This window comes from Pseudomonas sp. MIL9, from assembly GCF_016887925.1.
GTDB classification, from domain to species: Bacteria; Pseudomonadota; Gammaproteobacteria; order Pseudomonadales; family Pseudomonadaceae; genus Aquipseudomonas; species Aquipseudomonas mohnii.
In genome coordinates this window covers 134662-148352 of record NZ_JAFEHE010000020.1, presented here as the reverse complement: position 1 = coordinate 148352, position 13691 = coordinate 134662, and the positions used below count along the sequence as shown (strand labels likewise).

Annotated in this window: 15 protein-coding genes; 6 read left to right on the top strand and 9 right to left on the bottom strand. The window is 58.6% G+C overall.

Annotation, left to right across the window (positions count from 1 at the left end; translation table 11 throughout):
- Nucleotides 1-8: 8 nt before the first annotated feature.
- The 6 genes from flgJ to JQF37_RS20245 all read right to left on the bottom strand — a co-directional run bounded on the left by flgJ (nt 9) and on the right by JQF37_RS20245 (nt 6544).
- The gene (gene flgJ, locus JQF37_RS20270) at nt 9-1298 is read right to left on the bottom strand and encodes a flagellar assembly peptidoglycan hydrolase FlgJ (RefSeq protein ID WP_103402444.1); all 1290 of its coding nucleotides are present in this window, start codon (nt 1296-1298) and stop codon (nt 9-11) included.
- 10 nt (nt 1299-1308) lie between these two features.
- Nucleotides 1309-2379, bottom strand: coding sequence for a flagellar basal body P-ring protein FlgI (locus tag JQF37_RS20265; RefSeq protein ID WP_239142529.1), 1071 nt, complete (start codon nt 2377-2379; stop codon nt 1309-1311).
- 57 nt (nt 2380-2436) lie between these two features.
- The gene (gene flgH, locus JQF37_RS20260) at nt 2437-3132 is read right to left on the bottom strand and encodes a flagellar basal body L-ring protein FlgH (protein ID WP_130203808.1); all 696 of its coding nucleotides are present in this window, start codon (nt 3130-3132) and stop codon (nt 2437-2439) included.
- A 52-nt stretch (nt 3133-3184) separates the two neighbouring features.
- On the bottom strand, nt 3185-3970 hold the full coding sequence (gene flgG, locus JQF37_RS20255; RefSeq protein ID WP_047532060.1) for a flagellar basal-body rod protein FlgG: 786 nt from the start codon (nt 3968-3970) through the stop codon (nt 3185-3187).
- A gap of 45 nt (nt 3971-4015) precedes the next feature.
- Complete coding sequence (locus tag JQF37_RS20250; RefSeq protein WP_130203809.1) at nt 4016-4756, bottom strand: flagellar basal body rod protein FlgF; 741 nt, start codon at nt 4754-4756, stop codon at nt 4016-4018.
- 228 nt (nt 4757-4984) lie between these two features.
- Nucleotides 4985-6544, bottom strand: a complete 1560-nt coding sequence (locus JQF37_RS20245) for a sigma-54-dependent transcriptional regulator (protein WP_103406390.1) — start codon at nt 6542-6544, stop codon at nt 4985-4987.
- Between the two features lie 386 nt (nt 6545-6930).
- On the opposite strand from JQF37_RS20245, the gene phhA reads away from it, so the two are divergent.
- From phhA to JQF37_RS20220, 6 genes are all read left to right on the top strand, one after another.
- Nucleotides 6931-7722, top strand: a complete 792-nt coding sequence (gene phhA / locus JQF37_RS20240) for a phenylalanine 4-monooxygenase (protein ID WP_130203810.1) — start codon at nt 6931-6933, stop codon at nt 7720-7722.
- Between the two features lie 103 nt (nt 7723-7825).
- Nucleotides 7826-8182, top strand: coding sequence for a 4a-hydroxytetrahydrobiopterin dehydratase (locus JQF37_RS20235; protein WP_130203811.1), 357 nt, complete (start codon nt 7826-7828; stop codon nt 8180-8182).
- Nucleotides 8179-9375 carry an amino acid aminotransferase gene (locus JQF37_RS20230; protein ID WP_189340174.1) on the top strand — a complete coding sequence of 399 codons (1197 nt, stop codon included), beginning with the start codon at nt 8179-8181 and terminating at the stop codon, nt 9373-9375. Before JQF37_RS20235 ends, JQF37_RS20230 begins: the two co-directional genes overlap by 4 nt.
- A 264-nt stretch (nt 9376-9639) precedes the next feature.
- Entirely contained in the window at nt 9640-9771 is a 132-nt protein-coding gene (locus JQF37_RS31735) for a hypothetical protein (protein ID WP_256590390.1), read from the top strand.
- A 36-nt stretch (nt 9772-9807) separates the two neighbouring features.
- Complete coding sequence (locus tag JQF37_RS20225) at nt 9808-10044, top strand: hypothetical protein (RefSeq protein WP_189340168.1); 237 nt, start codon at nt 9808-9810, stop codon at nt 10042-10044.
- A 103-nt stretch (nt 10045-10147) separates the two neighbouring features.
- Nucleotides 10148-11347 (top strand): MFS transporter, encoded by a 1200-nt coding sequence (locus JQF37_RS20220; protein ID WP_130203813.1) that lies wholly within the window; start codon nt 10148-10150, stop codon nt 11345-11347.
- Here JQF37_RS20220 and arfB read toward each other — a convergent pair.
- The 3 genes from arfB to JQF37_RS20205 form a co-directional block, all read right to left on the bottom strand.
- A complete protein-coding gene (gene arfB / locus JQF37_RS20215; protein ID WP_090464219.1) occupies nt 11344-11757 on the bottom strand; it encodes an alternative ribosome rescue aminoacyl-tRNA hydrolase ArfB in 414 nt (137 codons plus the stop codon). The genes JQF37_RS20220 and arfB overlap by 4 nt on opposite strands.
- 734 nt (nt 11758-12491) lie before the next feature.
- Complete coding sequence (locus JQF37_RS20210; protein WP_130203814.1) at nt 12492-13160, bottom strand: DUF4225 domain-containing protein; 669 nt, start codon at nt 13158-13160, stop codon at nt 12492-12494.
- Entirely contained in the window at nt 13153-13653 is a 501-nt protein-coding gene (locus tag JQF37_RS20205; protein WP_130203815.1) for an Hcp family type VI secretion system effector, read from the bottom strand. The genes JQF37_RS20210 and JQF37_RS20205 overlap by 8 nt, the downstream gene beginning before the upstream one ends.
- Nucleotides 13654-13691: the final 38 nt, after the last annotated feature.

Below are 13691 nucleotides of genomic sequence, written 5' to 3'. Positions count from 1 at the left end.
TTCAGACCTTATAAATTCGTTGAAACGCCCGCCGCAGCGTAGTTCTGGTAACTCGTCATCTGCCTGGCAATCTGCGAAATCTTGCTTGCGTAGTCAGGGTCGGTTGCGTAACCGGCCTTTTGCAACTCGCGTACAAACTGTTCTGGGTTATCGGCCGACTTCACGACATCTTGATAGCGATTATTGGTCTGCAGCAAAGTCACAAGGTCGTGGAAGCTGTCCTTGTAGGAATCGTAGGAACGGAACTGGGCCGTCTCCCTGACCATCTCGCCATTCCTGAATTCGCTGGTGATCGCCCGCGCCGAATCGCCCTTCCAACTGCTGCCGGCCTTGATGCCGAACAGGTTGTGACTACTGCTGCCATCCTGGGCGCGCATGACCGATTTGCCCCAACCGGTTTCCAGGGCGGCCTGGGCCACCAGGTAACGCGGGTCGACGCCGATGCGTGCGGCGGCTTCCTTGGCCATCGGGAGCATGGTGTTGACGAATTCGTCGGCGGAGCTGAAGGCTTTTTTCGCCGGCGCGAGCGGAATCTGCGCCATGGCACGACCGTAAATCTGCATACCGCCGCCGGCAGCCGTGTCCGTTTGCGAAGCGAGCCAGTCGCCGTTGTACAGGGGGCCGGAACCGCTGCGAGTGCTCTGCGGCAACTGGATTTTGTTCTGCACCGTGGCAGCGGTCGCAGCGGTGGTCGAGGCCGAAGGCACCAGACCCGCCAGCAAGCGGTCAGCCAGTTTCGGCGGCAAGGCCAGGCGCCGCTGATTGATCATCGCCATGTCGTTGCGGTGCGCGCCCTCGCCCGTCGGCGCATGGACCGAGCGCGAAGCCCACAACGGACGCTGGCCATTGACCCGCGAAAGCGGCCCACCGGTTGCGACCGTACCGGCGGCCACCGGTGTCTGCGCTGCTGCCTTTGCCGCTTCCTGCTTGGCCGCCGACGCGGCGGCCGCCTCACCGGGAGCCATCGGCTTGTTCTTCGACATCTGCCGCATCAGCACGTCCGCCAAACCGATACCGCCGCCTTCGCGGGACATGGATACGGCGAGTTGCTGGTCGTACATTTCCTGGTATTGCTTGGCTGCAGGGGTGTTGAGCGGATTGTCCTGGCCCAGCGCTTCGGTGGCCGAGCGCATGGACTTGAGCATTTCACCGAGGAACAGCGACTCGAATTCCTGCGCAACCTTGCGCATATTGCCGTCGCTGTTCTTGTCGCCGACCTTGAGCTGGTTCAGACGATTGAGGTCCGAGTAGGAACCCGAATCGCTGCTGCTGACCAGACCGCTCTTGCGCATATCCACGGTGCCGTCCTCAGATCACGATCAGATCGGCTTGCAACGCGCCGGCCTGCTTCAGGGCTTCGAGGATCGCCATCAAGTCACCCGGGGCCGCACCGACCTGATTCACCGCCCGCACGATTTCGTCGAGGGTGGTGCCGGGGCCGAATTTGAACATCGGCTTGGCTTCCTGCTGGGCATTGACTTTCGAACGCGGCACGACCGCCGTCTGACCATTGGACAGAGGCCCCGGCTGACTGACGATCGGGTCTTCGGTGATGGTCACGGTCAGGCTGCCGTGGGTCACGGCGGCCGGTGAAACCTTGACGTTCTGACCAATCACGATGGTGCCGGTACGGGAGTTGATGATGACTTTCGCCACCGCCTGGCCCGGATCGATTTCGAGGTTTTCGATGATCGACAGGTAGTCGACCCGCTGACTCGGATCCAGCGGCGCACTGACGCGGATCGAACCGCCGTCGATGGCCTGGGCCACGCCAGGGCCGAGCATGTCGTTGATCTTGTCGACGATGCGCTTGGCGGTGGTGAAGTCGGAACGGTTGAGGTTCAGCGTCAGGCTGTTGCCCTGGTTGAAACCGCTCGGCACCGCTCGCTCGACCGAGGCACCGCCCGGGATGCGACCGGCCGACGGAACGTTGACGGTGATTTTCGAACCGTCGCGACCTTCAGCATCGAAACCGCCCACCACCAGGTTGCCCTGGGCGATGGCATAGACGTTACCGTCGATCCCCTTGAGCGGCGTCAGCAGCAAGGTACCGCCACGCAGGCTCTTGGAGTTACCGATGGACGAAACGGTGACGTCGACCTGCTGCCCCGGCTTGGCGAACGCTGGCAAGTCAGCGCTGATCGACACGGCCGCGACGTTCTTCAACTGCACGTTGCCCGATCCCGCCGGCACCTTGATACCGAACTGCGAGAGCATGTTGTTGAAGGTCTGCAGGGTGAACGGGGTTTGCGTCGTCTGGTCACCGGTGCCGTTAAGCCCGACCACCAGGCCGTAACCGATCAATTGGTTGGAACGCACGCCGGAAATACTGGCGATGTCCTTCAGCCGCTCGGCTTGAGCCCCCAGCGACAAGGACATCAACAGCGCAGCTGCGATCAGGTGCTTGAAGTTCAACTTGCTCACCAAAAAAGCCACCTAGAAAGGGAACAGCGGGCTGAGGAAGAAACGGTCGAACCAGCCTGGCTGACTCGCATCGGCAAACGAACCGGTGCCCGAATAGGTGATGCGCGCATCGGCGACGCGAGTCGACGAAACAGTGTTGTCGGTCGCGATGTCATCGGCACGCACGAGCCCTGCGATCCGCACCAGCTCATCCCCGGTGTTGAGGGTCATCCACTTCTCGCCTCGCACGGCAATGATGCCGTTGGGCAACACGTCGGCGACGGTCACGGTGATCGAGCCGGTCAGGGTATTGCCCTGGGCGGCCTTGCTGTCGCCTTTGGTCGCACGGTCGCCTTCGTAACTGGCGCTCAGGCTCAAGTCGCCACTGCCGAATGGGTTGTTGGTATTGGGCGAGGAGCCGAACAGCGAGGTCAGGCCGATGCCGGTCTTGCTGTTCTTGTCGATCTGCGAGTTGGCGTTCTTGCTGGCCTGGGTCTTCTCGTTCAGGGTGATGGTGATGATGTCACCGACCCGAAACGCCTTGCGGTCGCTGTAGAGGTTCTGTTCGAAACCGGCCTGGTAGATCGAGCCGTTGTTCGCGGCAGCCGGCAGCGGCGTACGCGGCAACACCGGGGCGTAGTAGGGATCATTGGGCTTGGGTGTCGACGGCACACAGCCCGCGAGCACGGTGACTCCAATCAATGCCAGAACGGAAACGAAGCGATTCATGACCCTACCTCACGGTGTTGCAGGCGGCCTCATGGCCGCCTCATAGACTTGATTACAGATTCTGCGTTACGAACGAGAGCATCTGGTCGGCGGTGGAGATCACCTTGGAGTTCATCTCGTAGGCGCGCTGAGTGGTGATCATGTTGACCATCTCTTCAACGGTGCTGACGTTGGACGTTTCCAGGGTGTTCTGCAGCGTGGTGCCGAAACCGGCCAGGCCTGGCGTGCCGACTTGCGGCGCACCACTGGCGGCGGTTTCCAGGAACAGGTTGTTACCCACGGCCTGCAGGCCGGCCGGATTGATGAAGTCGGCGGTTTGCAGGTTGCCGATCACCTGGGCAGCCGGGTTGCCGGCAACGGTGATGGACACGGTGCCGTCGCGACCGACCGTGAAGGTCTGGGCATCGTTCGGAATGACGATGGCCGGCTCCAGGGCAAACCCGCTGGCGTTGACGATCTGGCCATTGGAGTCCAAGTGGAAGGTACCGTCACGGGTGTAGGACGTTGTGCCGTCAGGCTGCAGAATCTGGAAGAAACCACGACCATCGATGGCCATGTCCAGCGGCTGCTCGGTGGTTTGCAGGCTGCCGGCGGTGAAGTTCTTCTGGGTGCCGACAATGCGCACACCGGTACCCAGTTGCAGGCCCGACGGCAGTTCGCTGTCCTGGGTCGACTGGGCGCCTGGCTGACGCTTGATCTGATAGAGCAGATCCTGGAACTCGGCGCGGTCACGTTTGAAACCCGTGGTCGACACGTTGGCCAGGTTGTTGGAGATGGTGGTCAGGTTGGTGTCCTGGGCGGACAGACCGGTTTTGGCAACCCATAGAGCCGGAAGCATTCGATTCTCCTCGTGCGCCTGTTTTACGGCGCGACGTTCTGATAGTTAGCTGATCTGCAAGACCCGAGCCATGGCCTGGTCGTCGTCTTTGGCGGTGTTCATCATCTTGATGTGCAGCTCGAATTGCTTGGACAAGGCCAGCACCGAGGTCATCTCTTCCACGGCGTTGACGTTGCTCGACTCGAGGAACCCGGACACCAGCTTGACGTTGGCATCGGCTTGCGCCGGCTTGCCGTCCTTGGTTTGGATCGAACCGTCCAGGCCCTTGGTCATGTTCTTGATGTCGGGATTGACCAGTTTGATGCGGTCGACTTCGGCCATCACGCGCGGGCCCTCACCCATCGCACGAATGCTGATGGTGCCGTCTTCACCCACTTCGATCTGCTGCTCTGGCGGCACGGCAATCGGCCCGCCATTGCCGATCACCGGCATGCCGTTGCCGGCCCGCAATACGCCCAGGGCGTCAACCACCAGACTGCCGGTGCGCACATAGCTTTCACCGCCTTCCGGGGTCTGCACGGCCAGCCAGCCGCTGCCTTGCACGGCGACATCGAGGTCGCGACCGGTTTCTACCAGGGCCCCCGGGGAGAAGTCCGTGGCCGGGCGTTCGGACATCGCAAACGCACGCGCCGGAAAGCTGTCACCGAACACCGGCATCGAACGCGCCTGCTCCAGGTCTTTCTGGAAGCCGTTGGTGGAGATGTTCGCCAGGTTGTTGGCATGAGCCTTTTGCGCCAGGGCATTCTGGCTGGCGCCGGTCATTGCCACATAAAGGTACTTGTCCACAATCTTTCCTCTGCCTGCCGGACGTTTGCCGCCCACTGCTGTACTGATGAGCCACAAGCAATTTGCAGACCAACTTGTTCCTGGCACGGCAAGACCCGGCAAACAAAGGGCTTGAGGGATTGAGCTGGCGCGGAGGGTTTGTATCAGAGACGAAAAACCGGCGGTGTTATGCCGGTGGGTGGCAATGGCCGGCCTGCAAGGACCACCACCAGCTCCCTCGCCACAGGATCAGGCGTTGTCTTTGCCAACCTGATAATCACGCAACTTATTGGCAATGGTGGTGTGGGAAACCCCCAACCGCTTGCCCAACTGCCGACTGCTCGGATGCTCGGAATACAGCCGCTCCAGCACTGCCTTTTCGAAACGCCCGACAATCTCATCCAGCCCACCTTCGAGGGAAAAATCGCCAAGGGGCTGACGCACACCGTAATCAGGCAAGCGAATATGCTCGACCTTGACCGTGCCGCCTTCACACAGCGACACCGCCTGAAACAACACGTTTTCCAACTGCCGAACGTTGCCCGGCCAATGGTAATGACTGAGTCGCTCCATGGCCGCCGGCGCGAGTTTTGGCAACGGGCAACCGATCTGTCGACTGGCTTGATCGAGGAAGTGCTCCACCAGCGGCGCCAAACCGTCGAGGCATTCGCGCAGCGGCGGGATGTGCAGCGACAACACGTTCAAGCGGTGATAGAGGTCCTGGCGAAACTCTCCGCGGGCGCACAACTCCGACAAATCGACCTGGGTCGCACAAATCACTCGCACATCGAGGTAAACCTCTTCATCACTGCCCACACGACGGAAGCAACCGTCCTGCAGGAAGCGCAGCAATTTCACCTGCAAACGCGGGCTCATTTCCCCGACGCCATCGAGAAACAGCGTACCGCCCGCCGTCAGCTCCAGCAGACCGAGCTTGCCTTCGGCGCGCGCGCCTTCGAAAGCGCCGGGGCCGTAGCCGAACAATTCAGTCTCGGCCATGGACTCCGGCAGACCGGCGCAGTTGAGCGCCATCAACGGTGACTGACCGCGAGGACTGGCCAGATGGCAGGCCCGTGCCAGCAATTCTTTACCGGTACCGGTTTCACCCTCTATCAATAGCGGTGCGTCCAGTGGCGCCATGCGCCGCGCCTCACGCACCACCGCCGCCATCACTTTCGAGCTTTGAAAGATGCTGTCGAAGCCGCGCAACTCCTGTTTGCGCACGTTATAAATACGCTCGCCCACCCGGTCGGCGCGATGCAGCGTCAATACCGCACCGGCCATGGCTTCGCTGTCGTCATGTTCCGACTGCAGCGGCGCGATGTCAGCCAGAAACACATCGCCCTTGACCTTGACCCGCAACCCGTTGATCCGCGATTTGTTGGCGCGCACCAGCTCCGGCAAGTCGAAATCTTCGGCGTAACGCGACAGCGGTATCCCCGGCACTTCATCGACACGCACCCCGAGCAACTGCGCCGCGGCGCGGTTGGCCGCGACAATCGAGCCGCCCATGTCGATCGACAACACCGGAAACTCCAGGGCCCCGAGCAAGGCATTGAGCTCCATGTGCCGACGCTCGCTGGGCATCAGCCCTACGCGCTTGACGCCAAAAACCCCGGCGATGGCCTCGAATTTCGGACGCAATGCCTGGAACTGAATGTTGATCAGGTTCGGGCAATGCAGGTAGATGGCGTTGCCATGCTCACCGCCCACCTCCCCCCGAGCGACGTTGATCCCATACCCCACCAGCAAGTTGAGAATGTCGCGCAGGATGCCAATACGGTTCTGGCAGTGGACTTTGATACGCATATAAAAGGCCTGAAAAAAAACGGTGAATGAACCTGTGGGAGCGAGCCTGTTCGCGATGGCGGTGGGTCATGCGAATTAATGTCGACTGACGTACCTCATCGCGAGCAGGCTCGCTCCCACAGGGGGCCCTGCAGTGCCTTCAGGCATATTTTTCTGCAGAGATACTCAGATAGCCGTCAAGATTATGTGACACCCGGAGCGCTTTTCAAACTGACAAATCTCAATAGCTGCGCGACGCCGGCCAATACGTAACGAAAACTTTACGATATTTGCGGATTTTTCCTACATTCGCCGCTGAACACCTACTGCACCGCTGCAATTCATGGGTTATTTCTAGGTCCATAGCTGAACATAACAAGAACGAAGCCCCCTCGCAGGAGAGCAGCATGAAGCAGACGCAATACGTGGCTCGCGAGCCCGATGCGCAAGGTTTTATCGACTACACCGCTGAAGAACACGCGGTGTGGAACACGCTGATCACTCGCCAGTTGAAAGTGATCGAAGGGCGTGCGTGCCAGGAATACCTGGACGGCATCGAAAAGCTCGACCTGCCCCACGACCGTATTCCGCAACTGGGCGAAATCAACAAGGTGCTCGGTGAAACCACCGGTTGGCAGGTCGCCCGGGTACCGGCGCTGATCCCCTTCCAGACCTTTTTTGAATTGCTCGCCAACAAGCAGTTTCCGGTCGCCACTTTTATTCGCACCCGCGAAGAGCTGGATTACCTGCAAGAGCCGGACATTTTCCACGAAATCTTCGGCCACTGTCCCTTGCTCACCAACCCCTGGTTCGCGGAATTTACCCACACCTACGGCAAACTCGGCCTGCAGGCCTCCAAGGAAGAGCGCGTGTACCTGGCACGCCTGTACTGGATGACCATCGAGTTCGGCCTGCTGGAAACCCCGCAAGGCCGGCGCATCTACGGCGGCGGCATCCTGTCTTCGCCGAAAGAGACCGTGTACTGCCTGTCGGACGAACCTGAACATCAGGCGTTCGATCCGCTGGAGTGCATGCGCACGCCTTACCGCATCGACATCCTGCAGCCACTGTATTTCGTCTTGCCAGATCTCAAGCGTCTGTTCGACCTCGCCCACGAAGACATCATGGGCATGGTCAAGCAAGCGATGCAGATGGGCCTGCATGCACCGAAATTTCCGCCAAAACCAAAAGCCGCGTGATCCGCAGCTTTTAGAACCAAGTGAGCCTGTCCGGAACCGACGCTTTGCTTTAGCGTGGTGACATGACGGCCGAATTCCAAACATTCGATTTCAGGAACACATCATGTCCACATTGAACCAAGCCCACTGCGAAGCCTGCCGCGCCGATGCTCCGCAAGTCAGCGACGAAGAACTGCCGGTACTGATCAAGCAGATCCCGGACTGGAACATCGAAGTACGCGACAGCATCATGCAGCTGGAAAAAGTCTTCCTGTTCAAAAACTTCAAGCACGCCCTGGCGTTCACCAACGCCATCGGTGAAATCTCCGAGGCCGAAGGTCATCACCCGGGCCTGCTGACCGAGTGGGGCAAAGTCACCGTGACCTGGTGGAGCCACTCGATCAAAGGCCTGCACCGCAATGACTTCATCATGGCCGCGCGTACGGACGAAGTGGCCAAGGACGCCGAGGGCCGCAAATAATGCATTTCGACGCCATCGGCCGGGTGCCCGGCGACCCGATCCTCGGCCTGATGGAGGCCTATGCGCAGGACCCCAACCCGCGCAAATTCGACCTCGGCGTGGGTGTCTACAAAGACGCCCAGGGCCTGACGTCGATCCCCCAGGCCGTGAAACTCGCCGAGGCGCGCCTGGTCGATCGCCAGACCACCAAGACCTACATCGGCGGTCATGGCGAACCGGCCTTCGGCAAGCTCATCAGTGAGCTGGTGCTCGGCGTCGATTCAAAACTGATCAGCGAACAACGCGCCGGCGCCACCCAGACACCGGGCGGTACCGGAGCGTTGCGCCTGAGCGCGGACTTCATCGCCCAGTGCCTGCCGGGCCGTGGCATCTGGTTGAGCAATCCGACCTGGCCGATCCACGAAACCATTTTCGCGGCGGCCCACGTCAAGGTCAGTCATTACCCCTACGTGGGCAGCGACAATCGTCTCGACGTCGATGCCATGCTTGCCGTGCTCAATGAAGCGCCAAAGGGCGATGTGGTGTTGTTGCACGCCTGCTGCCACAACCCGACCGGTTTCGACCTGTCCCACGACGACTGGCACCGCGTGCTGGACGTCGTGCGTCGGCGTGAACTGCTGCCGCTGATCGATTTCGCCTACCAGGGCTTCGGCGATGGCCTGGAACAGGACGCCTGGTCGACCCGCTTGTTCGCCGCCGAGTTGCCGGAAGTGCTGATCACCAGCTCCTGCTCGAAGAACTTCGGCCTGTATCGCGACCGCACCGGTGCCCTGATTGTCTGCGCGAAAACCGCCGACAAGCTGGTGGATATCCGCAGCCAACTGGCCAATATCGCCCGCAACCTGTGGTCGACGCCACCGGATCACGGTGCTGCCGTGGTGGCAACCATCCTTGGCGATCCGGAGTTGAAACGCCTGTGGGCCGACGAAGTGGAAACCATGCGCTTGCGCATCGCCCAGCTGCGCAGCGGCCTGGTGGAAGCCCTTGAACCCCACGGTTTACGCGAGCGTTTTGCGCACATTGGTGTGCAGCGCGGAATGTTTTCCTACACCGGTTTGACGCCGGAACAAGTGAAAAACCTGCGCGACAACCACAGCGTGTACATGGTCAGTTCCGGCCGGGCCAACGTGGCGGGGATTGATGCGACGCGTCTGGATCTGCTGGCACAGGCGATTGCTGACGTCTGCAAGTAAGCCCCAAACACTGCCCCCCGTAGGAGCGAGCCTGCTCGCGATGGAGTATCAGTTGACACCTCAATGACTGACACACCATCGCGAGCAGGCTCGCTCCTGCAAGTATGCCTGCGACAAAACAATAGACCTGTCTAGACAATCCCATTCGTCGAAACAAATGGATATAAAAGTCTGTTTGTCATTTCCCCTGCTGTATCCTGCCCAGGCTTTTTTAAAAGCGCGGATCTACCAGATCTATCAACAGACTTAGCGAGGAGCGCGACTATGCACGAGATTCCTAATCTCCCCTTCCCAAGCCTGCACGAACCTGAGCAGACGACCACGCAACAAGCCGGCGCCCAACAGCCCGAGCCGAAAGAAGCCACTGGCAGCCGCAAGGCTGACAGCGAAGACTGAAACACCCGCCGTACAGACCGTGTGGAAAGCGCTAACATGCGCTTTCCACACCGCCTGAACCGTGAGTCCCGCACCATGACCGACAACGTCACTCCTCCTTTTGATGAAGCACTGCAGGCCAGCGTTCTGATCGGTACCGCCGAGAAAATGATCGAGATCTGGAGTCGTCTGTCTGCTGAAAAACAAGCCGCATTGCTGGCCCGCTTCGGCAGCGAAGAAAATGCGCTGGCCGCCCTGGTCACCACGCAACTGTTGGCGCCCGCCAAGCCCTGATTGATCCCGCTCGGCAATTAGTTTTACTTTTTCTCAACCCACGACCGCCTGCGCCGTTATCATAAGCAGCCTATCTATCTGCTATCCCGTGGACCTTTGACCCATGTCTGAAAACCAGCGCCCCCTGGCGGTCACGCTGCAAGTTGTCTCCATCGTCCTGTTTACCTTTATCGGCTACCTGAACATCGGTATTCCCCTGGCCGTATTGCCGGGCTACGTCCATAGCGACCTAGGCTTCGGCGCGGTGATCGCCGGTTTGGTGATCAGCGTGCAATACCTTGCCACCCTGCTCAGCCGTCCGTACGCCGGGAAAATCATCGATAACAAGGGCAGTAAATTGGCCGTGATGTACGGCTTGGCCGGTTGCGGGCTGAGTGGCGTGTTCATGCTGCTTTCAGCCTGGACCCAAAGCCTGCCGATGTTGAGCCTGATCAGCCTGTTGGTCGGTCGCCTGGTGCTCGGCAGCGCGGAAAGCCTGGTGGGCTCCGGTTCGATTGGCTGGGGCATCGGCCGGGTTGGCGCGGCGAACACCGCCAAGGTTATCTCCTGGAATGGCATCGCCAGTTATGGCGCACTGGCGGTCGGTGCGCCGCTGGGGGTGCTGCTGGTCAATCAAATGGGCTTGTGGAGCATGGGCGTGAGCATCGTGTTGCTGGCCGCCCTGGGCCTGTTGCTGGCATGGCCGAAAACCGCCGCGCCGATCGTGACCGGTGAGCGCTTGCCGTTCATGCATGTACTCGGGCGGGTGCTGCCCCACGGCTGCGGACTGGCCCTGGGCTCCATCGGTTTCGGCACCATCGCCACGTTTATCACCCTGTATTACGCCACCCGGCACTGGGACAACGCCGTTCTGTGCCTGAGCCTGTTTGGTGCCAGCTTCATCGGTGCACGACTGTTGTTCGGCAACCTGATCAACCGCCTCGGCGGATTCCGCGTGGCGATTGCCTGCCTGTCGGTGGAGGTCCTGGGGCTGTTGCTGCTGTGGCTGGCACCTGACGCGCACTGGGCGCTCGCGGGCGCGGCGCTCAGTGGCTTTGGTTTCTCCCTGGTGTTTCCGGCGCTGGGGGTCGAAGCGGTCAACCTCGTGCCCGCGTCCAGCCGTGGCGCGGCGGTCGGGGCCTATTCGCTGTTCATCGACTTGTCGCTGGGGATCACCGGACCACTGGCCGGCGCGATTGCGGCGGGCTTCGGTTTTGCCTCTATCTTCCTGTTCGCCGCCCTCGCCGCTTTAACCGGTTTGATGCTCAGCATCTACTTGTACCGGCAGGCGCCGAAACAGCGCGAAACGCGAGAATCCCGCTAGAAATCGACCTTGCCGCGCCCGGCCTTGATGTTGCCGCGCTTGCTCTTGGATTCGAGCCGACGGGTCTTCGAACCGAGGGTCGGCTTGGTCGGGCGACGTTTCTTTTCGACTTTGGTGGCGCTGAGGATCAACTCGGTCAAACGCGCCAGCGCATCGGCCCGGTTCTGTTCCTGGGTCCGGTATTGCTGGGCCTTGATGATCAACACACCTTCGCTGGTGATACGACTGTCGCGCAACGCCAGCAGCCGCTCCTTGTAGAACTCGGGCAAGGACGAGGCCGCAATGTCGAAGCGCAGGTGCACGGCGCTGGAGACCTTGTTGACGTTCTGCCCTCCTGCGCCCTGGGCGCGAATGGCGGTCAACTCGATCTCGGCATCCGGTATATGCACGTTGTTGGAAATCACCAGCATGGAAAAGGGGTCCGGGGTCGGGAGCGTTCAGGATACCGCGATAGCGTTTTGAATAGGGGACAATCACAGGTGCAGGCGAGATCGAAAAAGCCCTGCCAGACTTTTCCTACAGCGTTGTCGGATTTACAAAAGGGACGTTGCATTGTTTCCAGTGACCACACTAATCTAAGGCTTCACATCAAACTGATTACTTAGATAATGAATCTTGAGAATATTCGATACCATATTGCAGTTACTCTTTTGGTTTTAGGCTCCTCGGGACTTCCCACACTCGCCATCGTATTCTGCATAAATAAAGTAATTCACATAAATGAAGAACATCTAAAAATCGCATACCTTACAACCTACATAGCACTTGTTTTAATTGGACCACGAATTTATATACCTAGAATGCGAGGAATGACATAACACTCGCATAAGTCACTACAGACTACACAACCACCTCATCCAACGCACCAAAAAAACAAGACCTTACAACCCATGAACATTGAAAACATTCGATATCATATTGCAGTCACCTTCATGGTTTTAGGCTGTTCCGGACTCCCCACCGGAATTATTGTGTTCGGCATCAGAAAAGTAATCTACATAGATGAAAGCAATCTAGACATAGCCTATCTGATAACCTACATAATTCTAGTTATTTGCGGCTTAAAGATTTACATCCCTAGAATGCGTGGAGTGATATGACCAAATTCGCCTCCTAAAATATTTCCTAGAGTTAGAGCAAAAGATCAATCTGACAGCATTGAGTCTATCGTAAAAAAATCAACTAATACTTCAAAAAACAAAGCCAACCTACCACTCTGTCGATAAGCCATCTCATAGTTAATTGGATCACGCCTGAACAACTCCACCGAACCAGGCTTTGACACCGGCCTAAAAACCCCGATTGCGGAAAGAAACAAGTCCATTGAGTAGTAAATCATGTCACCCTTTTCATCAAACATATCCCTATAAAAATACCTAACAGGCCCAACCGTGCTCGGAGCACCCGGCCCACGATAAATATTTCCGAAGCTTTCATAGATATTATTTGCTCCATGCCCAACCATGAGGGTGCCTGGAATCACACCGAGCCCTCCCGGAGTTCCGATAATCGTAAACCCCGTCCTAACCTGCATCACCCCCGCAACAACCCCAACACCATTTTGAAGATAAAAGCGCGCCTTTGACGCCAAGTCTTCATATTCAGCCCTTATTTCCTGTACGGCCTGCCACGCACTAATAACCCCCTCATCAACCGCCTGAATCACTTCATCAACATAGGAAGCGACCATCGAACCAAATCGAAGCCGTGCAAAACCGTCAGGAATATGCGCCATGCCAATGGCGCACCCCGCTGCAACCAGATCAGAAGCAGACCTGGTTACATCATGAATATCGCAGGAAGATTCATTCATCCTCTTTCATCCAGGTGCTATAAGCACTGGTCGCCGCTGGAACATGCGCCCAGGCAATATTCCTGTATCGGATAGACACCAACTCTTGCGGCTCGGCATCATTCATGCGAATGGCATGGGGAACCTGCAGGCTGATATGCGCAATACGCGCATCGGTGAGGTGTATCGAATAATATCGCTCTTGACCTCCGGTCGAGGAGGTTCGGTATAAATTGATGATGCAGTCCAGTTCTTCACCGGCATGCAGCGCGCTCGCCAGCAGAGGCGATGACTTATCGATAGCTTTGGTAATCATGATCGGCATGTGCTTGCCGCGACCGCCTGCAACACTGCCATCATTACCCGTGAGCATATCGTGCGAGTAAGCCAACACCATGATTTCATCCTGATGGCTGAGTTGGCATTTGTTGCCGATAGAGCTTTGGCCTGAACAACCCGCTGAAATCAAGCCTTGTCGTTTACCGGTGATACTCATGTAACTTTGACTCGCCACAATCAGCACTCCTTGTTTAACTGGAGCGCCCGAGTCTA

What these genes read in the sequence shown, in the direction of transcription:
- flgG (WP_047532060.1), bottom strand. Translation starts at nt 3,970, where the DNA reads ATGCTTCCGGCTCTATGGGTTGCCAAAACCGGTCTGTCCGCCCAGGAC.
- JQF37_RS20265 (WP_239142529.1), bottom strand. Translation starts at nt 2,379, where the DNA reads ATGTCCTTGTCGCTGGGGGCTCAAGCCGAGCGGCTGAAGGACATCGCC.
- phhA (WP_130203810.1), top strand. Translation starts at nt 6,931, where the DNA reads ATGAAGCAGACGCAATACGTGGCTCGCGAGCCCGATGCGCAAGGTTTT.
- JQF37_RS20210 (WP_130203814.1), bottom strand. Translation starts at nt 13,160, where the DNA reads ATGAATGAATCTTCCTGCGATATTCATGATGTAACCAGGTCTGCTTCT.
- flgH (WP_130203808.1), bottom strand. Translation starts at nt 3,132, where the DNA reads ATGAATCGCTTCGTTTCCGTTCTGGCATTGATTGGAGTCACCGTGCTC.
- JQF37_RS20225 (WP_189340168.1), top strand. Translation starts at nt 9,808, where the DNA reads ATGCGCTTTCCACACCGCCTGAACCGTGAGTCCCGCACCATGACCGAC.
- JQF37_RS20245 (WP_103406390.1), bottom strand. Translation starts at nt 6,544, where the DNA reads ATGCGTATCAAAGTCCACTGCCAGAACCGTATTGGCATCCTGCGCGAC.
- JQF37_RS20235 (WP_130203811.1), top strand. Translation starts at nt 7,826, where the DNA reads ATGTCCACATTGAACCAAGCCCACTGCGAAGCCTGCCGCGCCGATGCT.
- arfB (WP_090464219.1), bottom strand. Translation starts at nt 11,757, where the DNA reads ATGCTGGTGATTTCCAACAACGTGCATATACCGGATGCCGAGATCGAG.
- JQF37_RS20220 (WP_130203813.1), top strand. Translation starts at nt 10,148, where the DNA reads ATGTCTGAAAACCAGCGCCCCCTGGCGGTCACGCTGCAAGTTGTCTCC.
- JQF37_RS31735 (WP_256590390.1), top strand. Translation starts at nt 9,640, where the DNA reads ATGCACGAGATTCCTAATCTCCCCTTCCCAAGCCTGCACGAACCTGAG.